Source organism: Pseudomonas sp. NY11955 (assembly GCF_048068035.1).
Lineage (GTDB): Bacteria > Pseudomonadota > Gammaproteobacteria > Pseudomonadales > Pseudomonadaceae > Aquipseudomonas.
In genome coordinates, this window is record NZ_JBLUPS010000009.1 from 1 (window position 1) to 26,785 (window position 26,785).

The 26,785-nt window shown below is 61.8% G+C and carries 24 protein-coding genes; 19 read left to right on the forward strand and 5 right to left on the reverse strand.

The window, feature by feature from the left end:
• Window positions 1-464 precede the first annotated feature (464 nt).
• Together ACNFBR_RS17410 and ACNFBR_RS17415 are read right to left on the reverse strand one after the other, a co-directional pair.
• Window positions 465-1,685 carry a CaiB/BaiF CoA transferase family protein gene (locus ACNFBR_RS17410; protein ID WP_416736064.1) on the reverse strand — a complete coding sequence of 407 codons (1,221 nt, stop codon included), beginning with the start codon at window positions 1,683-1,685 and terminating at the stop codon, window positions 465-467.
• A 13-nt stretch (window positions 1,686-1,698) separates the two neighbouring features.
• Window positions 1,699-2,880 carry an acyl-CoA dehydrogenase gene (locus ACNFBR_RS17415; RefSeq protein ID WP_416736065.1) on the reverse strand — a complete coding sequence of 394 codons (1,182 nt, stop codon included), beginning with the start codon at window positions 2,878-2,880 and terminating at the stop codon, window positions 1,699-1,701.
• A gap of 161 nt (window positions 2,881-3,041) precedes the next feature.
• Between ACNFBR_RS17415 and ACNFBR_RS17420 the strand changes: the two genes are divergently transcribed.
• The 10 genes from ACNFBR_RS17420 to ACNFBR_RS17465 all read left to right on the forward strand — a co-directional run bounded on the left by ACNFBR_RS17420 (window position 3,042) and on the right by ACNFBR_RS17465 (window position 12,911).
• Entirely contained in the window at window positions 3,042-3,959 is a 918-nt protein-coding gene (locus ACNFBR_RS17420) for a LysR family transcriptional regulator (protein WP_416736066.1), read from the forward strand.
• A gap of 418 nt (window positions 3,960-4,377) precedes the next feature.
• The gene (locus tag ACNFBR_RS17425; RefSeq protein WP_416736067.1) at window positions 4,378-5,499 is read left to right on the forward strand and encodes a Re/Si-specific NAD(P)(+) transhydrogenase subunit alpha; all 1,122 of its coding nucleotides are present in this window, start codon (window positions 4,378-4,380) and stop codon (window positions 5,497-5,499) included.
• Between the two features lie 11 nt (window positions 5,500-5,510).
• Window positions 5,511-5,825: an NAD(P) transhydrogenase subunit alpha gene (locus tag ACNFBR_RS17430; RefSeq protein WP_016484308.1), complete on the forward strand. Its 315-nt coding sequence runs from the start codon at window positions 5,511-5,513 to the stop codon at window positions 5,823-5,825.
• Window positions 5,826-5,827: 2 nt separating this feature from the next.
• A complete protein-coding gene (locus ACNFBR_RS17435; protein WP_416736068.1) occupies window positions 5,828-7,264 on the forward strand; it encodes an NAD(P)(+) transhydrogenase (Re/Si-specific) subunit beta in 1,437 nt (478 codons plus the stop codon).
• Between the two features lie 186 nt (window positions 7,265-7,450).
• Window positions 7,451-8,944: an acetyl-CoA hydrolase/transferase family protein gene (locus ACNFBR_RS17440; RefSeq protein WP_416736069.1), complete on the forward strand. Its 1,494-nt coding sequence runs from the start codon at window positions 7,451-7,453 to the stop codon at window positions 8,942-8,944.
• Window positions 8,945-9,376: 432 nt separating this feature from the next.
• Window positions 9,377-9,592 (forward strand): DUF1127 domain-containing protein, encoded by a 216-nt coding sequence (locus ACNFBR_RS17445; RefSeq protein ID WP_201204204.1) that lies wholly within the window; start codon window positions 9,377-9,379, stop codon window positions 9,590-9,592.
• Between the two features lie 309 nt (window positions 9,593-9,901).
• On the forward strand, window positions 9,902-10,219 hold the full coding sequence (locus ACNFBR_RS17450) for a DUF2388 domain-containing protein (protein ID WP_012269956.1): 318 nt from the start codon (window positions 9,902-9,904) through the stop codon (window positions 10,217-10,219).
• Window positions 10,220-10,308: 89 nt separating this feature from the next.
• Window positions 10,309-10,602, forward strand: coding sequence for a DUF2388 domain-containing protein (locus ACNFBR_RS17455; RefSeq protein WP_416736070.1), 294 nt, complete (start codon window positions 10,309-10,311; stop codon window positions 10,600-10,602).
• A gap of 36 nt (window positions 10,603-10,638) precedes the next feature.
• Entirely contained in the window at window positions 10,639-10,959 is a 321-nt protein-coding gene (locus ACNFBR_RS17460) for a DUF2388 domain-containing protein (RefSeq protein ID WP_416736071.1), read from the forward strand.
• Window positions 10,956-12,911 (forward strand): DUF4105 domain-containing protein, encoded by a 1,956-nt coding sequence (locus ACNFBR_RS17465; protein ID WP_416736072.1) that lies wholly within the window; start codon window positions 10,956-10,958, stop codon window positions 12,909-12,911. Before ACNFBR_RS17460 ends, ACNFBR_RS17465 begins: the two co-directional genes overlap by 4 nt.
• A gap of 116 nt (window positions 12,912-13,027) precedes the next feature.
• Here the strand turns inward: ACNFBR_RS17465 and ACNFBR_RS17470 are convergent, their stop codons facing one another.
• Window positions 13,028-13,429 carry a GFA family protein gene (locus ACNFBR_RS17470; protein WP_416736073.1) on the reverse strand — a complete coding sequence of 134 codons (402 nt, stop codon included), beginning with the start codon at window positions 13,427-13,429 and terminating at the stop codon, window positions 13,028-13,030.
• A gap of 268 nt (window positions 13,430-13,697) precedes the next feature.
• Between ACNFBR_RS17470 and ACNFBR_RS17475 the strand changes: the two genes are divergently transcribed.
• The 9 genes from ACNFBR_RS17475 (at window position 13,698) to ACNFBR_RS17515 (ending at window position 23,986) form a co-directional block, all read left to right on the forward strand.
• Window positions 13,698-15,005, forward strand: coding sequence for a CitMHS family transporter (locus ACNFBR_RS17475; protein WP_416736074.1), 1,308 nt, complete (start codon window positions 13,698-13,700; stop codon window positions 15,003-15,005).
• Window positions 15,006-15,074: 69 nt separating this feature from the next.
• Entirely contained in the window at window positions 15,075-15,845 is a 771-nt protein-coding gene (locus ACNFBR_RS17480; protein WP_416736075.1) for a TerC family protein, read from the forward strand.
• Between the two features lie 195 nt (window positions 15,846-16,040).
• The gene (locus ACNFBR_RS17485) at window positions 16,041-17,699 is read left to right on the forward strand and encodes a Na/Pi cotransporter family protein (RefSeq protein WP_416736076.1); all 1,659 of its coding nucleotides are present in this window, start codon (window positions 16,041-16,043) and stop codon (window positions 17,697-17,699) included.
• Window positions 17,700-17,729: 30 nt separating this feature from the next.
• Complete coding sequence (locus ACNFBR_RS17490; protein ID WP_416736077.1) at window positions 17,730-19,136, forward strand: M16 family metallopeptidase; 1,407 nt, start codon at window positions 17,730-17,732, stop codon at window positions 19,134-19,136.
• Window positions 19,137-19,276: 140 nt separating this feature from the next.
• Complete coding sequence (locus ACNFBR_RS17495) at window positions 19,277-20,302, forward strand: DUF5924 family protein (RefSeq protein WP_416736078.1); 1,026 nt, start codon at window positions 19,277-19,279, stop codon at window positions 20,300-20,302.
• A gap of 188 nt (window positions 20,303-20,490) precedes the next feature.
• Complete coding sequence (locus tag ACNFBR_RS17500; RefSeq protein WP_416736079.1) at window positions 20,491-21,624, forward strand: ABC transporter permease; 1,134 nt, start codon at window positions 20,491-20,493, stop codon at window positions 21,622-21,624.
• Entirely contained in the window at window positions 21,621-22,412 is a 792-nt protein-coding gene (locus ACNFBR_RS17505; RefSeq protein ID WP_416736080.1) for an ABC transporter ATP-binding protein, read from the forward strand. The genes ACNFBR_RS17500 and ACNFBR_RS17505 overlap by 4 nt, the downstream gene beginning before the upstream one ends.
• Window positions 22,413-22,415: 3 nt before the next feature.
• Window positions 22,416-23,354, forward strand: a complete 939-nt coding sequence (locus tag ACNFBR_RS17510) for an MlaD family protein (protein ID WP_416736081.1) — start codon at window positions 22,416-22,418, stop codon at window positions 23,352-23,354.
• Entirely contained in the window at window positions 23,351-23,986 is a 636-nt protein-coding gene (locus ACNFBR_RS17515) for an ABC-type transport auxiliary lipoprotein family protein (protein WP_416736082.1), read from the forward strand. The genes ACNFBR_RS17510 and ACNFBR_RS17515 overlap by 4 nt, the downstream gene beginning before the upstream one ends.
• Here ACNFBR_RS17515 and ACNFBR_RS17520 read toward each other — a convergent pair.
• Together ACNFBR_RS17520 and gltP are read right to left on the reverse strand one after the other, a co-directional pair.
• Window positions 23,968-25,197: a nucleoside recognition domain-containing protein gene (locus ACNFBR_RS17520; RefSeq protein ID WP_416736083.1), complete on the reverse strand. Its 1,230-nt coding sequence runs from the start codon at window positions 25,195-25,197 to the stop codon at window positions 23,968-23,970. The two genes, ACNFBR_RS17515 and ACNFBR_RS17520, sit on opposite strands and share 19 nt — an antisense overlap.
• A gap of 204 nt (window positions 25,198-25,401) precedes the next feature.
• Window positions 25,402-26,730, reverse strand: coding sequence for a glutamate/aspartate:proton symporter GltP (gene gltP, locus ACNFBR_RS17525; RefSeq protein WP_416736084.1), 1,329 nt, complete (start codon window positions 26,728-26,730; stop codon window positions 25,402-25,404).
• Window positions 26,731-26,785 lie beyond the last annotated feature (55 nt).

Here is a 26,785-nt window from a genome sequence, read left to right on the forward strand (position 1 = left end):
TATCAGTCCGTACTCACAAGCACCCACACGAATTGCTTGATTCGATTTGTTAAAGAGCGTTTGGTTAAGAGCTTTTCGTCTCAACCGAGGCGCGCATTCTACGCTTTCCTCTGAGCCTGTCAAGCGTTTATTTTGAAGTTTTTCGCGAGAAACTCGTTTAGCTTCAAACACTTGGCTCGCTGCGATCACTCGCAGCGGGAGGCGAATCATACAGCGTTTAGAAGCGCTGTCAACCACCAATTCAACCGCTTGCGATCAATTGATCGTAGCCCTTTCAGCATCACCTTAACTACTTAACTCTTTGAATTTCAAGGAGTTTGTCGTTCCGATGTCGCTGGAAGTGGGGCGCATTATAAGGGGATTCGAAAGGGCGTCAACCTTTAATTTCAAGAATCCCAAATATCGCTAAAAGCAAAGCGGGGAGGCCTGACGGCCTCCCCGCTTTACAGGAAAACCGACTACCACTAAACCACACCAGCACCGCGCAGACGCTGCACCTCGCCAGCATCAAGGCCCAACACCTCCTCCAGCACGAGCTCAGTATGCTCGCCCAGCAGCGGGGGCGCCCGACGATACTCCACCGGCGTTTCCGACAGCCGTATCGGGCTTGCCACCTGCGGCACGCTACCCGCCAACGGGTGCGCAATGTTCACCGCCAACCCACGCGCCAGCACCTGAGGGTCCTGGAACATCTGCGCCAGATCATTGATAGGCCCACACGGTACCCCAGCAGCTTCCAGCCGGCTCACCCACTCAGCCGTGGTCTTGAATACCGTAGCCTGACGAATCAATGGAATCAGCTCAGCCCGGTTGGCCACCCGCAGCTTATTAGTAACGAAGCGCGGATCGTCTGCCCATTGCGGCTGCCCAGCCACCTCGGCGAACTTGCGGAACTGGCTGTCATTACCCACGGTAAGAATGAAGTCGCCATCGGCAGTCGGGAAATCCTGGTACGGCACTATATTAGGGTGCGCGTTACCCAGCCGACGGGGAGGGGTGCCCGTAGTCAGGTAGTTCATTGCCTGGTTCGCCAGGCACGCCACCTGAACATCGAGCAGCGCCATGTCGATATGCTGGCCGACCCCGGCCTGATCCCGGTGGGCCAGGGCGGCGAGCATGGCAACCGTGGAGTACAACCCAGTCAGAATATCCGTAAGCGCCACACCCACCTTGACCGGCCCTGCGCCTTCCTCGCCCTCCGGGCGACCGGTCAGGCTCATCAGCCCACCCAACCCCTGGATCATGAAGTCATATCCAGCGCGCTTGGCGTATGGCCCGGTCTGGCCGAAACCGGTAATGGAGCAGTAGATAAGCTGCGGGTTGACCGCCTTCAGGCTCTGGTAGTCCAGGCCATAGGCAGCCAGCCCACCTACTTTGAAGTTCTCGATGACGATATCGCACTTCGCCGCCAGCTCCCGCACCAGGCGTTGCCCCTCGGGCTGGGTAAAGTCGATGGTCACCGAGCGCTTGTTGCGGTTGGCAGACAGGTAGTAGGCCGCCTCACTGGTGTTCTCACCTTCGGCGTCCCTGAGGAAGGGTGGCCCCCATGAACGGGTATCGTCGCCACTGCCGGGGCGCTCGACCTTGATCACGTCAGCGCCAAGGTCAGCGAGGATCTGGCCAGACCACGGGCCGGCCAACACGCGCGAAAGGTCTAGCACCCGCAGATGTGATAGCGCGCCCATGGGCTGCTCCTTATCAATAGAAGGCCTGGATACCCGTTTGCGCACGCCCCAGGATCAATGCATGCACGTCATGGGTACCTTCATAGGTGTTGACCACCTCCAGGTTGACCAAGTGACGGGCCACACCGAACTCGTCGGAGATACCGTTGCCGCCCAGCATGTCACGCGCCATGCGGGCGATATCCAGGGCCTTGCCGCAGGAGTTGCGCTTCATGATCGAAGTGATCTCCACCGCAGCCGTACCTTCGTCCTTCATGCGCCCCAGGCGCAGGCAACCCTGCAGAGCCAGAGTGATTTCCGTCTGCATGTCGGCCAATTTCTTCTGGATCAGCTGGTTGGCAGCCAGTGGGCGACCGAACTGCTGACGGTCCAGGGTGTACTGGCGAGCGGTGTGCCAGCAGGCTTCAGCGGCACCCAGCGCACCCCAGGAAATACCATAGCGAGCCGAGTTCAGGCAGGTAAACGGGCCCTTGAGGCCACGCACGTCAGGGAAGATGTTCTCTTCCGGCACGAACACATTGTCCATGACAATTTCGCCAGTGATCGAGGCGCGCAGGCCGACCTTGCCATGAATCGCCGGGGCGCTGAGGCCTTGCCAGCCTTTCTCCAGCACGAAGCCACGAATATCGCCCGCATCATCCTTGGCCCAGACCACGAAGACGTCGGCGATGGGGCTGTTGGTGATCCACATCTTGCTGCCAGTCAGGCGATAGCCTCCATCGACCTTCCTGGCCCGGGTAATCATCGACCCCGGGTCGGAGCCATGGTTTGGCTCAGTCAGGCCGAAGCAACCGATCCACTCGCCACTGGCCAGTTTGGGCAGGTACTTCTGTTTTTGTGCTTCGGTGCCAAACTCGTTGATTGGCACCATCACCAGCGACGACTGCACACTCATCATCGAGCGGTAACCCGAGTCGATACGCTCCACTTCGCGGGCAATCAGGCCATAGCACACATAGTTCAGACCACTGCCGCCGTACTGCTCGGGAATGGTTGCACCCAGCAGGCCGATTTCACCCATCTCGCGGAAGATCGCCGGGTCGGTCTGCTCATGACGGAAGGCCTCCAGCACACGCGGGTCCAGCTTGTCCTGGGCGAACTGATAAGCGCTGTCACGCACCATGCGCTCTTCTTCAGTGAGCTGCTGATCCAGCAGCAGCGGGTCGATCCAGTTGAAGCTTGCTTTACCGGCCATGAGCGAAATCCTCGAAATAGGGGGCAGTTTCTTGTGCCTTTGAGCCTAGGCCTGATCGGCCGCCGGGACAAACGAGGATTGCGCACCAATTAGTGATAATTTGTCACTTCGTAAATCGGCAAAACGCCATATTGACAGCCTTACAAGTGAGGTTGACGTACATGCGCCGCAAGATCCCCAGTACCGCCGCCCTGGTTTGCTTCGAGGCGGCGGCCCGCAACGAAAGCTTTACCAAGGCCGCCCAGGAACTTGCCCTGACCCAGGGTGCCGTCTGTCGGCAGATCGGTGGGCTGGAGGCCTTTCTAAATGTGGAACTGTTCCGCCGCTCGCGCCGTGGCGTGAAGTTGACCGAAGCCGGCCTGTCCTACAGCCGCCAAGTGGCCGCCCAACTGGATGCCGTAGAGCGCGATACCCTGTCGGTGATGCGCCAGCAGGGCGCCAATGTGATCGAATTGGCTGTGGTGCCGACGTTTGGCACGCAATGGCTGCTACCACGGCTGAAGGACTTCCAGCAGCGCCACCCGGAGGTCACGGTCAACCTCACCAACCGCACCCGGCCATTCCTGTTTGCCGACACCACATTCGATGCCGCCATCTATTTTGGCGATGCCGACTGGTCAGGGACCCAGTCGCACCGGTTGATGGGGGAAAACCCGGTACCGGTGTGCAGCCCGGCGCTGCTGGGCGGGCAGGGCATGCTCGAGGCACGCCACATCGCGCAACTTCCCCTGTTGCAGCAAAGCACGCGCCCCTATGCCTGGCGGCAATGGTTCGGCAGCGTGAGCATGAATGTGGAGCGCGACATGACAGGCCCCCGCTATGAACTATTCTCGATGCTCGCCCAGGCGGCCATGCACGAAATGGGCATTGCCCTGATACCGCCGTTCCTGATTCAACGCGAATTGGAGGAGGGTAGGCTGGTGGTCGCTAACAGGCATGCCCTGAGCAGCGACAAGGCCTACTATTTGATGATTCCCGAGCGCAAAGTGGAGTCGGCTTCGCTACGCGCGTTTCGCGACTGGCTTGTGACCCAGGCCCAGGCATACACAGCCAAGGCAAAGACAAGTGCGACAAATTGACCCTGTAGTCAATTATTTTAAACACCTACAGATATATGTATTTGTCGCATATGTGAAAACTGTATTGCAAGCATGAAAATACCCTTTAACCCTGCTTAACACGCGGCTTTGCGGGTTATTTTGCGACACTCACCCACTCGTAAGCGAAGTAACCGCAATTTTTTTGATTTTTTCTCCTAATCTGCCAATAGCCCATGTTTGACGGGCTGCAGCCTTATCGCTGCGACAAGCGGTCACAGGGTGACTTGTAGTTTTAACTTCGTTTCGCTCCAGAACCGGTTGAAGGCCTCAGGGTTCGTCTGCAAAATGCTTCGCCCGCCCGGGATCCGGCGGGTTGGCGCTCCACAGCCGCCCCAGCGCACCATCCGAAGTGTGCTGGCTTTTACAAAGACAAAAGGTCACCGCAGGAGAAATAGTCGTGCACATTGGTGTTCCTCTCGAGACGCAGACCGGTGAGACAAGGGTCGCTGCGACCCCCGAAACCATCAAGAAACTGATTGGCCAGGGCCATCAGGTCACCGTCCAACGGGGGGCAGGGCTCAATGCCGCCATTCCGGACAGTGCCTATGAGGCCGTGGGTGCTTCCCTGGGGAGCGCAGCCGATGCCTACGGCGCCCAGTTGGTACTCAAAGTGGTCGCTCCCAACGACCAGGAACTGACACTGATCAACAGTGGCAGCCTCCTGGTGGGCATGCTCAACCCCTTCAACAGTGAACTGATCGGCAAGATGGCCGAGCGCGGCATCACCGCCTTCGCCCTGGAGGCCGCACCGCGCACCTCGCGGGCGCAGAGCCTGGACGTGCTGTCGTCGCAAGCCAACATCGCCGGTTACAAAGCCGTGTTGCTGGCAGCCCATCACTACCCACGCTTCATGCCTATGTTGATGACCGCCGCCGGCACCGTTAAGGCGGCACGCGTGTTGATCCTGGGCGCAGGCGTTGCCGGCCTGCAGGCCATCGCCACGGCCAAGCGCCTGGGTGCGGTGATCGAAGCCTCCGACGTACGCCCAGCCGTGAAGGAGCAGATCGAGTCGCTGGGCGCCAAGTTCATCGACGTGCCCTACGAGACCGATGAGGAACGCGAGTGCGCCGAAGGCGTAGGCGGCTATGCCCGCCCCATGCCGGCCAGCTGGATGCAACGCCAGGCCCAGGCCGTGCACGAACGCGCCAAGCAGGCCGATATCGTCATCACCACCGCACTGATCCCCGGCCGCAAGGCACCTACCTTGCTCAGCGCCGAAACCGTTGCGCAAATGAAACCCGGCTCGGTGGTCATCGACCTCGCTGCAGCGCAGGGCGGCAACTGCCCGCTGACCGTCGCTGACCAGGTGGTGCAGGAAAACGGCGTGACCATCGTCGGCCCGACCAACCTGCCGGCGCAGGTGGGTGCCGACGCCTCGGCGCTGTACGCACGCAACCTGCTGGACTTCATGAAGCTGCTGTTCGACAAGGACGGCGCGCTGGTCATCAACCTCGAAGACGACATCGTCGCGGCCTGCCTGATGTGCCGTGATGGTCAGGTCGTCCGCAAGAACGGCTAAGGAGCACGACAATGGAAGACATGCTGATTTCCCACGGCATCTACAACCTGATCATTTTCGTGCTGGCCATCTATGTGGGCTACCACGTGGTGTGGAACGTCACCCCGGCGCTGCACACCCCGCTGATGGCGGTTACCAACGCCATTTCGGCGATCGTCATCGTCGGTGCCATGCTGGCTGCCGCACTGACCGTGACCCCAGCTGGCAAGTTGATGGGCACCCTTGCCGTGGCCCTGGCTGCGGTCAACGTGTTCGGTGGCTTCCTGGTCACCCGACGCATGCTTGAGATGTTCAAGAAGAAAGCCAAGAACGAGGGGCAGAAGTAAGCATGAGCATGAATCTGGTAACACTTCTGTACCTGGTCGCATCGATCTGCTTCATCCAGGCGCTCAAGGGCCTGTCGCACCCGACCACCTCGCGGCGCGGCAACCTGTTCGGCATGATCGGCATGGGGATCGCCATCCTCACCACGGTCGGCCTCATTTATAAGCTCGGGGCTGAACTCGCCACCGCCGGCATCGGCTACGTCATCGTCGGCCTGCTGGTCGGCGGCACCGCCGGTTCGATCATGGCCAAGCGCGTCGAGATGACCAAAATGCCGGAGCTGGTCGCTTTCATGCACAGCATGATCGGCCTGGCGGCAGTGTTCATCGCCATCGCCGCCGTGCTGGAGCCGCAGTCGATGGGCATCGTAGCCGCCATCAGCGACCCGATCCCTACCGGTAACCGCCTGGAGCTGTTCCTCGGTGCGGCCATCGGTGCCATCACCTTCTCGGGTTCGGTGATTGCCTTCGGCAAGCTGTCGGGCAAGTACAAGTTCCGCCTGTTCCAAGGCGCACCGGTACAGTTCGCAGGCCAGCACAAGCTGAACCTGATCCTCGGCCTGACCACCATCGCCCTGGGCCTGCTGTTCACCTTCACCGGCCATTACAGTGCCTTCACCCTGATGCTGGTCCTGGCCTTCATCATGGGTGTGCTGATCATTATTCCGATCGGCGGCGCCGACATGCCGGTGGTGGTCTCGATGCTCAACAGCTATTCGGGCTGGGCAGCGGCCGGCATCGGCTTCTCGCTGAACAACTCGATGCTGATCATCGCCGGCTCCCTGGTGGGTTCGTCCGGTGCCATCCTCTCGTACATCATGTGCAAGGCGATGAACCGTTCGTTCTTCAACGTCATCCTCGGCGGCTTCGGGGGCGATACCGACACTGGCGCGGCGCAAGGTTCGCAAGAACAGCGGCCGGTAAAATCCGGTTCGGCTGACGATGCCACCTTCCTGCTCAGCAATGCCGACAGCGTGATCATCGTCCCAGGCTACGGCCTGGCGGTGGCCCGTGCCCAGCACGCGTTGAAGGAACTGACCGAGAAGCTGACCCACAACGGCGTGACCGTGAAGTATGCGATTCACCCAGTGGCGGGCCGCATGCCCGGGCATATGAACGTCCTGCTGGCCGAGGCCGAAGTGCCATACGACCAGGTGTTCGAGATGGAAGACATCAACGCCGAATTCGGCCAGGCCGACGTGGTGCTGGTGCTGGGCGCCAACGATGTGGTCAACCCGGCGGCGAAGAATGACCCCAAGTCGCCCATCGCCGGCATGCCGATTCTCGAAGCGTTCAAGGCCAAGACCATCATCGTCAACAAGCGCTCCATGGCCAGCGGCTATGCTGGCCTGGACAACGAACTGTTCTACCTGGACAAGACCATGATGGTGTTCGGTGACGCCAAGAAGGTCATCGAGGACATGGTCAAAGCGGTGGAGTGACAACGGCCGCTGCAAACCAGCTGATATAAAGGAAGCCCCGGTCAGAATCTGCCGGGGCTTTCCTTTTATTGATCCGGATCAACGGCTCTACTTCAAGGCTTCTCATACGACCATGGTCGTGGGACGGCAATGGGCGAAATCTCTAGACTGCGCTGCAGTAGTTTCAGTAGCCCGAGATAACAATCCATGTACCGTGATCGTATCCGCTTGTCCTCCCTGCACAGCAAGGTAATGAGTGCGGCTGATGCCGCTGGTCTGATCGAGGACGGCATGACCGTCGGTATGAGCGGTTTCACCCGCGCCGGCGAAGCCAAGGCCGTACCGCATGCACTGGCCGAACGTGCCAAGCAGTCGCCACTGAAAATCAGCCTGATGACCGGCGCCAGCCTGGGCAACGACCTGGACAAGCAACTGACCGAGGCCGGCGTGCTGGCTCGCCGCATGCCATTCCAGGTCGACAGCACCCTGCGCAAGGCCATCAACGACGGGCAGGTGATGTTCATCGACCAGCACCTGTCGGAAACCGTCGAGCAATTGCGCAACCAGCAGCTGAAGCTGCCGGACATCGCCGTCATCGAAGCCGTGGCCATCACCGAGCAAGGCCACATCGTGCCAACCACTTCGGTCGGCAACTCGGCCAGCTTCGCGATCTTCGCCAAGCAGGTGATCGTCGAGATCAACCTCTCGCACAACACCAACCTCGAAGGCCTGCACGACATCTATATCCCGACCTACCGCCCGACCCGCACGCCAATCCCGCTGGTCAAGGTCGACGACCGTATCGGCAGCACCGCCATCCCGATCGACCCGGCCAAGATCGTCGGTATCGTCATCAGCGATCAGCCGGACTCGCCGTCCACTGTGCTGCCGCCAGATGATGAAACCCAGGGCATCGCCGACCACCTGATCAACTTCCTCAAGAAAGAAGTGGACGCTGGCCGCATGACCAACAAGCTCGGCCCGCTGCAAGCCGGCATCGGCAGCATCGCCAACGCGGTGATGTGCGGCCTGATCGACTCGCCGTTCGAAGACCTGACCATGTACTCCGAAGTACTGCAGGACTCCACCTTCGACCTGATCGACGCCGGCAAGCTGAGCTTCGCCTCGGGCAGCTCGATCACCTTGTCCACCCGCCGCAATGCCGATGTGTTCGGCAACCTGGAGCGCTACAAGGACAAGCTGGTGCTGCGCCCGCAAGAAATCTCCAACCACCCGGAGGTGGTGCGTCGCCTGGGCATTATCGGTATCAACACCGCACTGGAGTTCGATATCTACGGCAACGTCAACTCCACCCACGTATGCGGCACCCGGATGATGAACGGCATCGGTGGCTCGGGCGACTTCGCCCGTAACGCCCACCTGGCCGTGTTCGTCACCAAGTCGATTGCCAAAGGTGGCGCGATTTCCAGCGTGGTGCCGATGGTCAGCCATGTCGACCACACCGAGCACGATGTGGACATCCTGGTCACCGAGCAAGGCCTGGCCGACCTGCGTGGCCTGGCGCCGCGCGAGCGGGCACGGGCGATCATCGACAACTGTGTGCACCCAGACTACCGCGCTGCGCTGAACGATTACTTCGATCGCGCCTGCCAGCGTGGCGGCCATACCCCGCACATCCTGCGGGAAGCGCTGAGCTGGCACGAAAACCTGGAAGAAACCGGGCGCATGCTGGCTAGCTGATCCACATGAGGGACGGAACGGCGGCCCTGCTTCCGCTGTTCCGGCCTCTTCGCGGGCACGCCCGCTCCCACCGGTATTGTGCAGCTGTAAAACAGCACTTTCCCTGTGGGAGCGGGCGTGCCCGCGAAAGGGCCTTAACAATCAAATCGTTTTGCCCAAACACTTCACCGCAAACACCATAAAAACTGTACTACTGTACCGCTAATTCTGATCGCCTTTACCTAAAAATTCTCTTTTCTTATGCAGAGACGCACCATATCAGTGCGGACCAGTACAGTTACGCCTATTTCGAGTGCAACAGTAGGGTTACACAGTTAACTGAGCCATCGTCTTTCAGTAGAACTGTATCTACTGTTATGGACGACAGAGGAGGATCATTGGCATCAGTTAAATCACTACCTAATCCCGCCATAAGCGGAAGGATGAAGCATCATGGAACGTACCCTCAGTTCCGGTCTGGTTTTTGAAAGCAACGCCCAGCAATCCAACGCCTCGATGCCGCTGCGCGCATTGTCCACCCTGCTGCTGTGGCAGCGCCGTATGGCCAGCCGCCGTCAACTGGCTCGCCTGGACGCCCGCCTGCTGGCCGACGCTGGTATCAGCGAGTCGCAGCGTTACGAAGAGCTGAGCAAGCCTTTCTGGCGCTAAGCTCCCGGCTTGCCGGCTTCGCCGGCACCGCGAATTCCCAAACCCGTTGCAGGTGACTGCAGCGGGTTTTTTATTGCCCGAAAGGCGCGTCGCAGAGCACTCAAGTTCGAAACAAGTACAGTTTTAGATAAACCAAAATGTACCAGAACAGTTTCTAGGTGCAGTACTCGTTAACATCCCAACGCAGCAGCACGTGATACGCTTGGCTTAACCGTCTGCTAGAACCAATTGTTGAAAACGTACCGTGACGAGCCCTGCAAACGTCCGATAGAGCAGAACCAACCTGACCCTACCCAGGAGTCCACGATCATGTCCCGTAAACACCTGCTTGGCGCCGCCCTGTTACTTGGCCTGGCTGGCACTGCCCACGCCACCAGCTTCGTTGTTACCACCGATACGGTAGTACGCGCCGTTGCCGCCTCCACTGACGCCACATCCGACCTTTCCTCGTCGTTCCGCGACGACAAGATCGTGCAGGCGGCCCGGGACGACGCCGCCACGTTCGTCGGCACTCAAGGCGATATTCGCGGTGCCCGCCTGGAAAGCGCCTTTGTGCACATCCGCTCGAACATGCCGGCCTTGCAAGCCAGCGATGCACAGCTGGCCCAGGCCATCCTGGCGCTCTGATACACCCCAAGTAACACAGGTGCGTTGGCTTGAGCCCTCGCACCTGGGGTAGCCTTCGTCGTCCATTTTTCCAGCCGTCAAGAAAGCCCATGCGTTATCTGTTGCCGCTGCTGTTCTCCGTTGCCGGCATGGCCAGCGCCCATGCCATGGATACCACCACGCAAGGCCTGGTCATCTCGGGCTATGCCACCAGCCAAGTCACCACGGCGCCCTTCGATCGCAAGCTGATCAGACAGGCCCGCGACGATGCCGCCGCATTCGTTGCGAGCGACGGCGTAATCCGCGGTGTGCGCCTGGAGGCCGCCCTTGAATCATTGCGCCACAATTGCGCACGGCACACCGTCGGCGACCTGGAACTGGCGCAGGCAATTCTCGTCCAATAACTACATCTGACTCCCTGTATTTTTCGGAGATGCTCCATGCGTAAACCGCTGATTGCCGCTTCCCTCGGCATGCTGCTGCTGGCCGATCTGGCCCACGCACAGACCCTGGTGGCCACCAGCAACATCATCGTGCGTGCCTTTGGCCGTTCGATCGACTTCACTTCGGACACCACCACATCGATCCGCGACTCCAAAGTGGTGCGCGAAGCCCACGACGACGCGGCCAGCTTCGTCGCCAGCAACGGTGACATCCGTGGCGTGCAACTCGAGGCAGCCTTCAACACCCTGCGCGAGCGCGTACCGCAAGCGCGCGACGCCAGCGACCAGGTATTGGCCGAAGCCATCCTGGCACTGTGAAGCGCGTGCGCGCCTGGCTGCTCGGCTGCGCCCTGACGCTGCTCGACACGCCCGCCCTGGCCGACCTGCAGCTTGAGCTGCAGGCGTCCGGCCTCGACCCGCAACAAACACAAGCTTCCCAAGCCCTGCTCGACGAGGCAATGGGCAAGCTGCCCCCGCGCTTCAAGCAACAGCTGGACCGTCGCGTGCGGGTCAGCTGGCGCGCCGACATGCCTGCCGACGCCTATGGCCAGGCATCACTGGTATCCACCCTCGAACTCAACCGCCGTCTGCTGCCCAGCCTTACCGACGGCAGCGCCGCCAGCGAGCGCACCAACCGCCCACACGGCACGGTGCGTGAAGAGCTGCTGGCCACCGTGCTGCACGAGCTCACCCATATCTACGACCGTGCCCGCCTGTGGCCCAGTGCCGAACACGCGCTGATTGCCCGCTGCAAGCGCCAGCAAGGCACGTTGGGCAAGGTCGGCTTGCCTGAAGAATGCCGTGGCCAGGCCGAGCGCCGCTTCACCCTCAGCGACGACCCACGCTTGCTCGACCTGGCCGGCTGGCCGCAATACGTCGGCCGACGTGGCGAACGCGAACAGCACAATGGCCAATTCGTGCGCAGCCCCGACAGCTATGAGTTGAGCAGCCCCAAGGAATACATCGCGGTCAATATGGAGTACTTCCTCCTCGACCCGAGCTACGGCTGCCGGCGACCGGCGCTGAACCAGTACCTGCGCGAGCACTTCGGCTGGGCACCTCAACAGGACACCTGCGCCAAGGGCCTGCCGTTCATCAACGCCGGCAGTGACTTCGCTCGCCAGCCGCTGGGTGAGATCGACCCTGAGCGGGTCTATGAAGTGGACTACCTGCTGGCCGAAGCCAACCAGAACCTGGTCAGCCGCTGGGGCCACAGCATGCTGCGCCTGGTGATCTGCAAGCCCGGCCGCCCGCGCGGGCCAGACTGCCGCCTGGACCTCGACCAGAGCCTGGTGCTGTCGTACCGCGCCTTCGTCAACGATGTGCAGCTGTCCAGCTGGGACGGCCTGGTCGGCAACTACCCATCGCGGCTATTCGTATTGCCGCTGGGCCAGGTGATCGACGAATACACCAAGACCGAACTGCGCAGCCTGGCCTCGGTGCCCTTGAAGCTCAACCGCGAGGAAATCGAGAACCTGGTGCGCCAGGCCGCCGAGATGCACTGGAGCTATGACGGCAACTACTGGTTCCTGTCCAACAACTGTGCGGTGGAGTCGTTGAAACTGCTGCGCAGCGGCACAGCCAACCCGCACATCAACGACCTGGACAGCATCATGCCCAACGGTTTGCTGGCCGTGCTCAAGGGCCGGGGGCTGGCTGACACCAGCGTGCTCGATGACCCGCGCGAGGCGTTACGCCTGGGCTACCGCTTCGATTCTTACCGCGACCGCTACCAGGCCATGTTCGAAGTGCTGAGAAAACAGCTGCCGATCAAGCAAGCCCTGGTTGAAGACTGGTTGGCCCTGGATGCCGAGCAACGCCGCAGCTGGTTCGCCAAGGCTGACCTGCGCACCAGCGCCGCGTTGCTGCTGCTTGAGCAGGCCAGCTTGCGCCGGCAGCTTCTGCTGGCTCAGGACGAGGTCAAGCAGCGCTACTTGAATGCCGCTGCATTGAAAGATGGCAGCATCAACAAGGCCGATGCGACCCTCAAGCAGATGCTTGCCAACAGCGGCTTCCTCAGCCGGCCGGCAGAGTTGCTCGATGCCAAGGGCTACGGGCTGCCACAGCCCGAAGAGCGCAAGCACCTGGAACAGGTGAGCAGCGAGCGGCAGGCACAGCTGTTGCGTTTGAGCACCAGCCTGGACAAAGAGGTGAGGGCGCTGCTGGAGCCTTCGCGGGCCAAGGAAATTGCCGCGGTCGAGGCCAACGTGAAGCAAATCGGCGAGCATCTGCGGGCGCTGCACAAGGCTGCGGGTGGCCTGCAGTTGTAAGTGTTGTCTGTACCGGCCTCTTCGCGGGCAAGCCCGCTCCCACAAGTACCCACAGGCCATGAGGTTTGTGCAATCCCTGTGGGAGCGGGCTTGCCCGCGAAGAGGCCGGTACAGGTCTACATGACCTCGCCTGCCTCCGAAGGCAGATCCTCATCCAGATGCAACCAGGGCAACCGGCTACCTACCCAGATATGCCGGTTGGCCCGCACCCGCTCCGGGTGATCCAGCGTCGCCACCGTCACATCGACCGTTTCCGGGCTATGGGTGGTCACCAATGCCACATGCGCCCCGCACCGCCCACAGAAGTACCGGCTGCAACTGGCCGGAGCCACATAGCAGTTCGGCTGGCCCGTTAGCCACTGGAACCCCGAACGGGGCAGGGTGAGCCAGGTCACCACCAGCCCACCACTGACCCGCCTGCAGATCGAGCAATGGCAATGGGCAATGTCTGTCAGGTCGCCCTCCAGCCGATAACGCAGCGCGCCACAATGGCAGCCCCCTTCGGTCACATTCTGCATCACCTACCTCTCGTCGCCTTTGCTTCAGCGAAAGCTGGCTGAAAGCTTGCCCTCATAGGATAGCGCCCACTACCGGCACAAGACCGGTCAGCCAGGGCACCCGGTAAACACCGCGCCCGGCCCAATCAACAACAACAATGGTGATTCTGATGTATTCCTGTGCCCGCCTTCCTGCAGTCCCCCTCCGCATGCTCCCCGCGCAGCGCCAAACGCGCTGATCCGCCCGAATCGACATTTCCTTTCGTAGCGCCACGCCTGGAGTATTGCCATGCTGACCTTCCTCGGCTTTGCCATGGTCATCACCTTCATGTACCTGATCATGACCAAGCGCCTTTCGGCCTTGATCGCGCTGATCCTGGTACCCATCCTGTTCGCCCTGTTCGGTGGTTTTTCCGCCAAGATCGGCCCGATGATGCTCGAGGGCATCAGCAAGCTCGCGCCAACCGGCGTGATGCTGATGTTCGCCATCCTCTACTTCGCCCTGATGATCGACTCCGGCCTGTTCGACCCGGCCGTGCGCAAAATCCTCAAACTGGTCAAGGGCGACCCACTGAAAGTCTCTGTCGGCACCGCCGTACTAGCCCTGGTGGTTTCGCTCGACGGTGACGGCGCCACCACCTACATGATCTGCTGCGCCGCCATGCTGCCGATGTACAGCCGCCTGGGCATGAGCCCGCGGATCATGGCCGGCCTGATCATCCTCGCCGGCGGGGTGATGAACATGACCCCATGGGGTGGCCCGACCGCCCGCGCCGCCAGCGCCCTGCACGTCGACCCGTCGGACATCTTCGTGCCGATGATTCCGGCCATGCTGTTCGGTGTGCTGGCGATCCTGGCTATCGCCTACCTGTACGGCAAACGTGAGCGTGCTCGCCTGGGCGAACTGCACCTGCCTACCGACGACATCGACCACAGCGAAATCACCGTCTCGCAGTACCCGGACGCACGCCGCCCCAAGCTGCTGTATTTCAACGGTGCACTGACCGCTGCCCTGATGGTCGCTCTGATCGCCGGTGTACTACCGCTGCCGGTGCTGTTCATGATCGCCTTCAGCATCGCCATGATCGTCAACTACCCATGCCTGCAGCAGCAGAAGGACCGCATCGCCGCCCACGCAGGCAGCGTGCTGGCGGTGACCGGGTTGATCTTCGCCGCTGGCATCTTCACCGGCATCTTGTCCGGCACCGGCATGGTCGACGCCATGTCCAAGAGCCTGCTGGCGGTCATCCCCGAAGCATTGGGCCCTTACCTGGCGGTAATCACCGCGATCGTAAGCATGCCGTTCACCTTCTTCATGTCCAACGACGCGTTCTACTACGGCGTACTGCCGGTGCTGGCCGAAGCCGCCAGCCATTACGGCATCACCCCAGTGGAAATGGCCCGTGCGTCGATCGTCGGGCAGCCAGTACACCTGCTCAGCCCGCTGGTACCCTCCACCTACCTGCTGGTGGCCCTGGCCGGTATCGAATTCGGCGATCATCAACGCTTCACGCTCAAGTGGGCAGTGCTGGTGTGCCTGTGCATAATGCTCGCCGCACTGCTGATGGGCATTTTCCCGCTGTTCAGTAGTCTTTAATACACACGTATCACCTACGCGACGCGCCCTCACCGGGGCGCGTCGCCATTACCGCTCGAAGGAAAATACATGGAATGGCTGACCAGCCCGGAAATCTGGGTTGCCTTTTTCACCCTTACCGCGCTTGAGATCGTCCTCGGTATCGACAACATCATCATGATCTCGATCCTGGTCAGCCGCATGCCCAAGCACATGCAGCCACGCACCCGGATCTTCGGCCTGGCCCTGGCCATGGTCACCCGCATCATGCTGTTGCTGTCGATCACCTGGGTCATGCGCCTTACCGCCGACCTGTTCGTGGTGTTCGGCCAAGGCATCTCCGGTCGCGATCTGATCCTGTTCTTCGGTGGCCTGTTCCTGCTGTGGAAAAGCTCGCAAGAGATCTACCATGGCCTGGAAGGCGAAGACGAAAACCCGGATGAGCCCAAAGGCGCGGGCGGCAAGTTCTTCTACACCATCATCCAGATCGCCATCATCGACATCGTGTTCTCGCTGGACTCGGTGATCACCGCGGTGGGCATGGTTTCCCACGTACCGGTAATGATCGCGGCCATCGTCGTGGCCGTGCTGGTAATGATGCTGTGCGCCGGCGCCATCAGCGACTTCATCGACAAGCACCCGTCGCTGAAAATGCTCGCGCTGTCGTTCCTGATCGTGGTCGGTACCGTGCTGATCGCCGAAGCTTTCGACGTGCATGTGCCCAAGGGCTATGTCTACTTTGCCATGGCGTTTTCGCTGGCAGTGGAAGCGATCAACATCCGCATGCGCACCGCACTGGCGCGCAAGGAAGGCAAAGAGCATGAGCCGGTGAAACTGCGCAAGGACATTCCGGGTCAATAAGACCAGGAAGCAGGACAGAAAGGGCCCTTCAGGGCCCTTTTTTCATTTCTGTTCGGTTTCAAACCAGTGCCAGCCATGCGAAGCTGGCAACAGCTGCGCAAAACAACTAAAGCTTTGAGTGAGCACCGAAAATTATTCAAATGCTCACGTTTCTTTTCTTGGCCAACTAGGCCATTGCAACAGGGGGCCTTCGCCATGCTGACCCTGCTCAACCTGCTCTCGGCCGTGACGCTTCTGGTCTGGGGCACCCACATTGTGCGTACCGGCATACTCCGGGTATTCGGCTCGAACCTGCGACGCATCATCAGCCAGAACATGGACAAGCGACCGCTGGCATTCATAGCCGGCATTCTGGTCACGGCCATGGTGCAAAGCAGTAACGCCACGGCCATGCTGGTCACGTCCTTCGTCGGCCAGGGCTTGATGGCCATGACCCCGGCGTTGGCGATCATGTTGGGGGCCGACGTGGGTACCGCGCTGATGGCCCGGGTACTGACCTTCGACCTGTCCTGGCTGTCGCCGCTGCTGATCTTCCTTGGCGTCATTTTCTTCCTTTCGCGCAAGCAGACGCGGGCCGGCCAACTGGGGCGTGTAGGCATCGGGCTTGGCCTGATCATCCTGGCTCTTGAGCTTATCGTGCAGGCAGCTGCACCGATCACCCATGCCCAGGGCGTGAAAGTGCTGTTTGCCTCACTGACCGGCGACATCATGCTCGACGCCTTGGTGGGCGCCTTGTTCGCCATGATTTCCTATTCCAGCCTGGCCGCCGTGCTGCTCACCGCCACCCTGGCCGGCGCCGAAGTGATCAGCCTGCCGGTAGCCATTGGCCTGGTCGTCGGCGCCAACATCGGCAGCGGGCTGCTGGCGTTCATCAGCACCAGCATGCAAAACGCCGCCGGGCGCCGCGTAGCGTTGGGCAGCTTGCTGTACAAACTGATCGGCCTGGTGCTGATCATCCCAGTGCTGCATCCGCTGGTGGAGTGGATGGACTCCCTGAGCTTCAGCCCACAAGAGCTGGTCATCGGCTTTCACCTGCTCTACAACACGCTGCGCTGCCTGATCATGCTGCCCACGGTCAAACCCATGGGCCGGCTGTGCAACATCCTGCTGCCTGAGCGGGAAACCACCAATGGCCAGGTACGCCCGCGCCACCTCGACGCTTCGGCCCTGGAAACCCCCAGCCTGGCCTTGGCCAACGCCGCCCGCGAAACCCTGCGCCTGGGCGACATCGTCGACAGCCTGCTCGAAGCCATGCTCGGTGCCCTGCGTGGTACGCAGACCGCCTTGCCGCAGCAAGTTCGTGCCTTGGGCGAAGACGCCGAAGCCCTGTACAGCGCAATCAAGCTGTACCTGGCGCAGATGTCGCGGGAAGACCTCAGCGAGCAGGACAACCGCCGCTGGGCCGAAATCATCGAGCTGGCGATCAACCTCAAGCTCGCCTGCGACCTGATCGAACGCATGCTGCGCAAGGTCCAGCAGCAGAAAACCAGCCAGCGCCGGGAGTTTTCCCAGGTAGGCCTGGAGGAGCTGACCGGCCTGCAGGAACAACTGCTGGCCAACCTGCGCCTGGGCCTGTCGGTGTTTCTCAGTGCCGATCCAGAAAGCGCCCGCTTGCTGCTGCGGGAAAAACGCCGGTTCCGTGCTCAGGAGCGGCGGCTCGCCCACGCCCATGTCAGCCGCCTGCAGCGCAAGGTCGTGCAAAGTATCGAGACCAGTTCGCTACACTTGGAGCTGATCGCCGACATGAAGCGGTTGAACTCTTTGTTCTGCAGCAGTGCCTATGTGGTACTGGGCGGCTCGGACACCGGTGGGCTGATGCTCGACAGTGTGCCGGATGAAGCCCGCCAGCCGTGATTTCGTCTAGCTAAGGACCCTCGCTCGCCCATGCGTTGCCTGATGTTCGTTTGCCTGCTGATCTGCAGCCTGCCCACCCTCGCCCTCGACCGCTCGCGGGTTGAAGGCTACCTGTTGCTCAATGGTCTGCAGGTCATCCTGAAAGACGGCTATGAGCGGGACCATGTGGCGATTCGCCTGGTGGTCGGGGTGGGCCTGGACGACTTCGATTGCGAGCAGAAAGAACTGCCGCACCTGCTTGAGCACCTGCTGTTCAGCGGCATCGACGAAACCGGCGAGGGCGGGCTCGAAGAACGCTTGCAAGCGCTGGGCGGTGAGTGGAATGCCTATACCAGCAGTGCCGACACCACCTTTGTCATCGAAGCCCCGGCGCGCAACCAGCGCAAGGTCCTCGACCTGCTGCTGGCGGTCATTCGCGACACCCGCATCGACGCCAAGGCGCTGGCCACCGCCAAACGCATCATCGAACGCGAAGACGGCGGCCACTACGGCCACCTGCAACGCTGGCTCGACCGCCAGGACATCGGCCACCCAGCCAGCGACCAGTTGGCCACCGAGCTGGGCCTGAAATGCCCGGAACGCTCCAACCTCGACGACATGACCCTGGAGCAAGTACAGGCCTTGCGTGACCACTGGTACGCGGCCAACAACATGACCCTGATCATGGTCGGTGGCCTCGACCGCCTGCTACCGGCCTATCTGGAACGCACTTTTGGCGAGTTGCCAGCGACCGAACCGGAAGAGCGCCGCAACCTGGAAAGCATCACCCAGCAGGCCGAACAGCGCCGCGACCTGACCCGCGGCTGGCTGGGCGACAGCGTCAAACTGCACTGGCTGTTCATCGAGCCGGTGCTGGACAACGATCACCAAGCCACCCTCGACCTGCTGTCGCGCTACCTCGACTGGGTACTGTACGACCAGTTGCGCCTGCGCAACGGGCTGTCCTACGGCCCGTCTGTGCAACGCGAAAGCTTCGGTGACACCGGCCTGCTCAGCCTCAATGCGGACCTTGAGCGCGATGACATAGACAAGGCGGTCAAGGTGATGCAGGCACTGTTCGACCACCTGCGCAAAGAAGGCCTCGACCCGGATACCTTCGCCCGTATCAAGGACGCCAGCGTCGCCAAGGAAAGCTGGAGCACCCAGGGCAACAGCGCCTTGGCCGACTACTACTGGGGTGCGCTGAACGACTACACCGACGGGCGCTTTGCCAACCCGGTGCGCAAGCTGCGTCAGGTCAGCCTGGCACAGGCCAACGAGGCGCTGAAGGAACTGCTCAAGGAGGAGGGATACCTGCGTATCGAGAAGCCGTTGCTTGGCTATGACGAACTCTACGGATTGGTCGCGCTGGTAGTGGGCCTGATACTGGCGGCCGGGTTGCTGCGCTGGCGGCGGCATGGCCCTGAACGGCCGAGTGGTGCTACACGCCAGCGGTGAATCGGCGGTATCCTTTTGCCAGTACCGGCCCTTTCGCGGGCACGCCCGCTCCCACAGAGACCTCATGGCTACACTGTGGGAGCGGGCGTGCCCGCGAAGAGGCCGGCACAGCCACCTCATCCTTTCTGTTGTAGCCCCCAATGCCCCAAATCCCCCATATCGTCCAGCGCATCATCGAACTGCTCAAACGCTACCCCGGCATCATCGCGCTCGGCGGTTTCCTCTCCGGTATCGGCAGTTTCATCCTGGTCGACCGCCAAGCCGGCCTGGCCAGCTGGGTCGCCATACTCATGCTGGTCAGCTGGGTCTGGCTGATGCTGGAGAACACCCTCACCGGCTTGTTCGCACGCACCTTCAACCGCGAGATCCCGCAGCCGCTGTTGCGCTACGCGACGCAGATGATCCACCAGGAAACGCTGTTCTTCGTGCTGCCGTTCTTCTTCATCACCACCACCTGGAACAGCGGCCAATTGGTCTTCACTGGCTTGCTTGGCGCCGCCGGCCTGATTTCGATCACCGACCCGCTGTACTACAAGTGGCTGGCACCGCGGCGCTGGCTGTTCCTGGCATTGCACACCCTGACGCTGTTCGCCGCCCTGCTGACTGCGCTGCCGATCATCCTGCACCTGACCACCGCGCAAAGCTTCAAGCTGGCCCTGATCGCCGCCATGGCCCTGTCGTTCCCCAGCCTGGCCAGCAGCTTCCCGATCAACACCTGGCGCCGCGCCGTGGCGCTGGTCCTGGTTACCCTGTCGGTCGGTGCCGGCGGCTGGCTGCTGCGCTCCTGGGTGCCACCAGCAACCCTGTGGATGACCGAGGTGGCGGTTAGCACCGAAGTCCTCAACCGCCAGCCGGGCGAATCGCTGGACGAGATTGCCGCCAGCCGTATCCGCAGCAGTGGCCTGTATGCCTACACCGCCATCAACGCGCCACGCGGCCTGAATGAACGGATCTACCATGTGTGGCAAAAGGACGGCCAGGAGGTCGACCGCATAGCCTTGGACATCCACGGCGGGCGCAAGGAAGGCTACCGGGCCTGGACCCACAAACAGAACTTCCCGCCCAACCCGGTGGGCAAGTGGCAGGTAAGGGTGCTGACCGAAGACGGGCAGGTGATCGGCGTGCTGCGCTTCAAAGTGGTCGACGACATGCCGACTGGTGGGTGAACCCCTGCCTTGTGCTGCGAAAGGGCCGCTACAGCAACCCACCTCTTTGGGCGCTTAGGGCCTCTTCGCAGCACAAGGCTGCTCCTACCAATCGATGTTGCTAAAAGAACACACCGAACATAATCACCAAACAGCCCATGCCCGCTGCGCTATGATCAGCCCCTAAGCCTTAGCGCCGAGTCAATTGCATGGAGCCTATGACCACCCCCAGCGCCACCCTGGACACCAGCAGCCAACCGGCCTGCCTGCGTATCAGCGGTGACTGGACCCTGGCGCACTACGCCAGCCTCAAACGCGAAAGCGAGCGCCTGCGCACGCAATATGCCGACGACACCGTCGCCGACCTCAGCCAACTGGGCCGCCTGGACACCGCCGGCGCTTCGCTGCTGGCCGAACTGCTAGGCTCCGAGCGCCTGTCGCGCTGTACCCAGGACCTGCCTGAAGCCAGCCGCGCACTGCTCAAGAACGTCTACTGCTCGGTCCAGGACTACTGTATCCCGGTCAAGGAGCCCGAGCGAAACGTACTGTTGATGCTGCTGGAGCGCATCGGCCGCGCCGTCGGTACGCTGTGGCAAGACTCCATGCAGTTGCTCGGTTTCGTCGGCGTCATCCTCGAGACCTTGCTGCGCCGCGCCCTGCAACCGCACCGCTGGCGCCTCACGCCGGTCGTGGCACATATCGAGCAGACCGGGCTGGATGCCGCACCCATCGTCGCCTTGCTGACTTTCCTGGTGGGCGCGGTGGTGGCCTTCCTCGGCGCCACCGTGCTGGCCGACTTCGGCGCGACCATTTTCACCGTCGACCTGGTGGCGTTCTCGTTCCTGCGCGAGTTCGCCGTGCTGCTGACCGCCATCCTCATGGCCGGCCGCACGGCCAGCGCGTTCACCGCGCAAATCGGCTCGATGAAGGCCAACGAGGAAATCGACGCCATCCGCACCCTGGGCCTCAACCCCATGGAGTTGTTGGTGGTGCCACGGGTACTGGCCCTGCTGATTTCGCTGCCGTTGCTCACCTTTGTCGCGATGATTTGCGGCATCGTCGGCGGCGCGGTGGTCTGCGCCCTGACACTGGACATTTCCCCGGCCATGTTCCTGTCGCTGCTGCAAAGCGACATCGGCGTGCAGCACTTTCTGGTAGGCCTGGCCAAGGCGCCGTTCTTCGCCTTCCTGATCGCCGCCATCGGCTGCCTGGAAGGCTTCAAGGTCAGCGGCAGCGCCGAATCGGTGGGGGCACACACCACCTCGGCGGTGGTGCAGTCGATTTTCGTGGTCATCGTGCTGGATGCGGTGGCCGCGCTGTTCTTCATGGAGATGGGCTGGTGAATAGCCAGGATTGCGTAATCGAAGCTCGCGGCATCTGCAACCGCTTCGGCCGCCAGGTGGTGCATGAGAACCTCGACCTTGACCTGTACCGTGGCGAAATCCTCGCCGTGGTCGGCGGCTCAGGCAGCGGCAAGTCGGTGCTGCTGCGCAGCATCATCGGCTTGCGCCGGCCCAATGAAGGGCAGATCAAAGTGTTCGGCCAGGACCTGGCAGGCCTGCGCGAAGAACAGCGCTCGCTGGTCGAACGGCGCTTTGGCGTGTTGTTCCAGAAAGGCGCGCTGTTCTCTTCGCTAACGGTGACCGAGAACGTGGCTTTGCCGCTGATCGAGCACGCCGGGCTGTCCCGCGCCGACGCCGAGCACCTGGCCGGGGTGAAGCTGGCCCTGGCCGGGTTGCCGATCTCGGCCGCCGACAAGTACCCGGCCTCGTTGTCAGGGGGCATGATCAAGCGCGCAGCGCTAGCCCGCGCCCTGGCCCTGGACCCGGACATCCTGTTCCTCGACGAACCCACCGCCGGCCTGGACCCGATCGGCGCCGCCGCGTTCGACCAGTTGATCCTGACCCTGCGCGATGCCCTGGGCCTGTCGGTGTTCCTCATCACCCACGACCTCGACACCCTGTACACCATCACTGACCGCATCGCGGTGCTGTCGCAGAAAAAAGTCCTGGTGGCCGGCCCACTGGCCGAAGTCGAGCAGACCGACGACGCCTGGATCCAAGAATACTTTCACGGCCCACGCGGGCGCGCAGCCGAGCTGGCTGCCACCCGTGCCGGGCAGGAGCGCTGAGCAATGGAAACCCGAGCCCATCACGTTCTTATCGGCCTGGTCACCGTCCTGGTGGTGACTGGCGCCATGCTGTTCGGCCTGTGGCTGGCCAAGTCCAGTGTCGACGACGCCTTCAAGGACTACGAAGTGGTGTTCAACGAAGCCGTGTCCGGCCTGTCCCGTGGCAGCCCGGTGCAGTACAACGGCATCAAGGTGGGCGACGTGTCCACCCTGCGCCTGGACCCCAAAGACCCACGCCGGGTACTGGCAAGGGTGCGCCTGAGCGGCGACACCCCGGTGAAGGAAGACACCCAGGCCAAGCTGACCCTGGCCGGTGTCACCGGCAACTCGTTCATCCAGCTCAGCGGCGGCACGCCACAAAGCCCCGAGCTCAAAGGCAAGGATGGCAAGCTGCCGGTGATCATCGCCTCGCCGTCGCCCATCTCGCGCCTGCTCAACGACAGCAGCGACCTGGTGACCAACATCAATCTGCTGCTGCACAACGCCAACCAGATGTTCTCCGAGGACAACATCGGCCACCTCAGCAACACCCTGGCCAACCTGGACAAGACCACCGGCGCCTTTGCCGGCCAGCACGGCAGCATCGCCGATGCCATCGAGCAGCTGGCGCAGGTGGGCAAGCAGGCCAGCGCCACCCTGGCCGAAACCCAGGCGCTGATGCGCAATGCCAACGGTCTGCTGGGCACCCAGGGCAAGCAGGCCATCGGTAGCGCCGAGCAGGCCATGCAGTCGCTGGCCGAAAGCACCGCCACCATCAACAGCCTGCTGAAAAACAACAGCGAAGCCATCGGCGACGGTGCCCAGGGCCTGAACCAGCTGACCCCGGCCATTCGCGAGCTGCGTGAAACCCTCAACGCCCTCAAAGGCATTTCCCGGCAACTGGAAGCCGACCCAAGCGGCTACCTGCTCGGTCGCGACAACAACAAGGAGTTCCAGCCATGAAACCGTCGCTGCGCCTGCTGGCCCTGGCGGCCGCACTGAGCCTGGCCAGTGCCTGCTCTATCCTGCCGAAGAGCGAACCCGTCGACCTGTATCGCCTGCCGGTCAACCAGGCCAGCCGCAGCGCGCCGGCGCTGGACTGGTCATTGCGCCTGAACAAGCCACTGGCCAGCGAAGTGCTGGCCGGGCCACGGATTGCCGTGATTCCCCAAGGCAATGTGGTCAGCAGCTACAAAGGCGCGCGTTGGAGCGACGCGGCCCCGGTGCTGCTGCGCAATCGCCTGCTCGATGGTTTCCAGCGTGACGGCCAGGTGCAGCGCCTGAGCGCCGACGACAGCAACCTGCAGGCCGACTACGAGCTGGCTGGCGAGCTGCAGGCATTTCAGAGTGAATACCGCCCAGGCGGGACGGTGGAGGTGGTGATCCGCTACGACGCACGCCTGGTCCAGGGCCGCAACCAACGCATCCTGGCCAGCAAGCGCTTTGAAATCCGCCAACCACTGACCGACAAACAGGTGTCAGCAGTGGTTGCCGGCTTTGGCCAGGCCAGCGACCAGTTGGTGGGGCAAGTGGTGAGCTGGACCATTGCCCAGGCCAACCAGGCTCAAACGAGGGTTCAGGCGAAGAACCAGTAGCAGACGAAGATCGCCGCGATCACCCCGGACAACTCGGCCAACAGCGCACAGCCCACCGCATGGCGCACGCGCTGGATGCCCACGGCACCAAAGTACACGGCCACTACATAGAAGGTGGTTTCGGTACTGCCTTGGATAGTCGCCGCCACCAACGCCGGGAAGCTGTCCACACCGTGGGTCTGCATGGTTTCGATCAGCATCGCCCGTGCAGCACTGCCGGAAAAGGGTTTGACCAGCGCCGTCGGCAAGCCCTCGACGAAGCGTGTGTCCAGGCCCATCCAGTTCACCGCATGACGAATGCCGTCCAAGGCCAGCTCCAGGGCACCTGACGCACGCAGCACGCCCACCGCAACCAGCATCGCCACCAGGTAGGGCAGCAGGTTCTTGGCCACGTCGAAACCTTCCTTGGCACCTTCGACGAAGGTTTCATACACCTTCACCCGCTTCAAGGCCCCCACCACCAGGAACAAGATGATCACGCCAAACAATGTGAGGTTGCCCAGAATCGACGACAGGCTCGCCAGCGCAGCCGCCGACAAGGTACCGAGAAAAGCCATGAAGCCACCCAGCAGCAAGGCGCCGGGAATGAAGTAGGCGAGCACCACCGGGTCCCACAGGCGCAAGCGCTGCATCACGGCCACCGACAGCAGACCGACCAGGGTTGAAACGCTGGTCGCCAGCAGGATCGGCAGGAACACCATGGTCGGGTCTGCCGCGCCTTGCTGGGCCCGGTACATGAAGATGGTCACAGGCAACAGGGTCAGCGATGAGGCGTTGAGCACCAGGAACAGAATCTGCGCATTGCTCGCCGTGGTACTGCTGGGGTTCAGTTCCTGCAACGCGCGCATGGCCTTCAGGCCAATTGGCGTCGCGGCGTTATCCAGGCCCAGGCCGTTGGCGGCAAAGTTCATGGTGATCAGGCCCAGCGCCGGGTGGCCGGGCGGCACTTCCGGCATCAGGCGGGCGAACAGCGGGCCCAGTACCTTGGCCAGCCATTCGACGATACCGGCCTTTTCGGCGATCTTGAGAAAGCCCAGCCACAGGGTCAGCGTGCCGAACAGCAGCACCATCACCTCCACCGACAGCTTGGCCATGGCGAAGATGCTTTCGACCATTGCCGCGAAGATGCCAGCGTTGCCGCCTACCAGCCATTGGGCCAGGGCGGACACCGCCGCCACCAGGAAAAAGCCAAGCCAAAGGCCGTTGAGCATCCGTGTGTTCCCCCTGAAAAATGCCCGAATAATAGCGTACTCCGGCGCTCACTCGATCCTCTGTAGGAGCAGCCTTGTGCTGCGAACAGGCCTGTACAACCCATGCATCTCTACCGGGTGTACCGGCCTGTTCGCAGCACAAGGCTGCTCCTACAACGCAAAAGCCCCGACAAGTCGGGGCTTTTGCTCAAACAGCCATCAGGCTCAGCGCTTGGCGGTTTCGCCAACCACTGCGGCTTCTGGCTTGGCGGCCATCAGCGAGGCGTAGTACTTCTCGCCCTTGGCCGCGTCGTACATACCTTCCCAACGGGCGATGACCAGTGCAGCCAGGGCGTTGCCGACAACGTTCAGCGCTGTACGGGCCATGTCCATGATGCGGTCGACACCGGCGATGAAGGCCAGGCCTTCCAGCGGGATGCCCACGCTGCCCAGGGTGGCCAGCAGGACCACGAACGATACGCCCGGCACGCCAGCGATACCCTTGGAGGTGACCATCAGGGTCAACACCAGCAGCAGCTGCTGGCTCCACGACAGGTCGATGCCATACAGCTGGGCAATGAAGATGGCCGCGATGCTCTGGTACAGGGTCGAACCGTCAAGGTTGAAGGAGTAGCCGGTCGGCACCACGAACGAGCAGATCGACTTCGGCGCGCCGTACTTCTCCATCTTCTCGATTACACGCGGCAGCACGGTTTCCGAGCTGGAGGTGGAGTAGGCAAGGATCAGCTCATCTTTCATGATGCGCATGATCTTGATCACCGAGAAGCCGAACAGGCGAGCGACCAGGCCCAGCACCATGAAGGCGAAGAAGGCGATGGCGAAGTACACCAGCAGCACCAGCTTGGCCAGCGGCAGCAGCGAGCTGAAGCCGAAGTTGGCCACGGTCACGGCGATCAGGGCGAACACGCCGATCGGGGCGTAGTTCATGATCATGTGGGTGACCTTGAACATGGTTTCCGAAACAGCCTGGAAGGTACGCACCAGCGGGTCACGCAGCTCTGCCTGCAGGCTCGACAGGCCCAGGCCGAACATGACCGAGAAGAAGATGATCGGCAGCATTTCGCCACGCATCAGCGCTGCGAAGATGTTCGACGGGATCAGGTTGAGCAGGGTTTCGATGAACGCGTGCTCATGCTGCACTTCTGCCGCAGTCGCCTGGTACTTGGAAATGTCCACGGTACCCAGGGTGCTCATGTCGATGCCGGCGCCCGGGTGGAACAGGTTGGCCAGCACCAAGCCGACGACGATGGCGATGGTGGTCACCACTTCGAAGTAGATGATGGTCTTCAGGCCAATGCTGCCCAGTTTCTTCGCATCGCCAACCCCGGCGATACCCACGATCAGCGACGAAATCACGATCGGGACGACGATCATCTTGATCAGGCGAATGAAGATGTCACCAGCGGGCTGGAGAACGTTGCTGATCCACCAGGCCTTTTCTGCACTGAAGTGATTCAGGAGCGCGCCGATTGCAACACCCAGGACCAGACCGATAACGATCTGCCAGGCGAGGCTCAGTTTTGCCTTCTTCATGTCTTTACCCTTTGTTCTAGTGGTCATGGCACCTGGCGGAAACACACGTAACAGA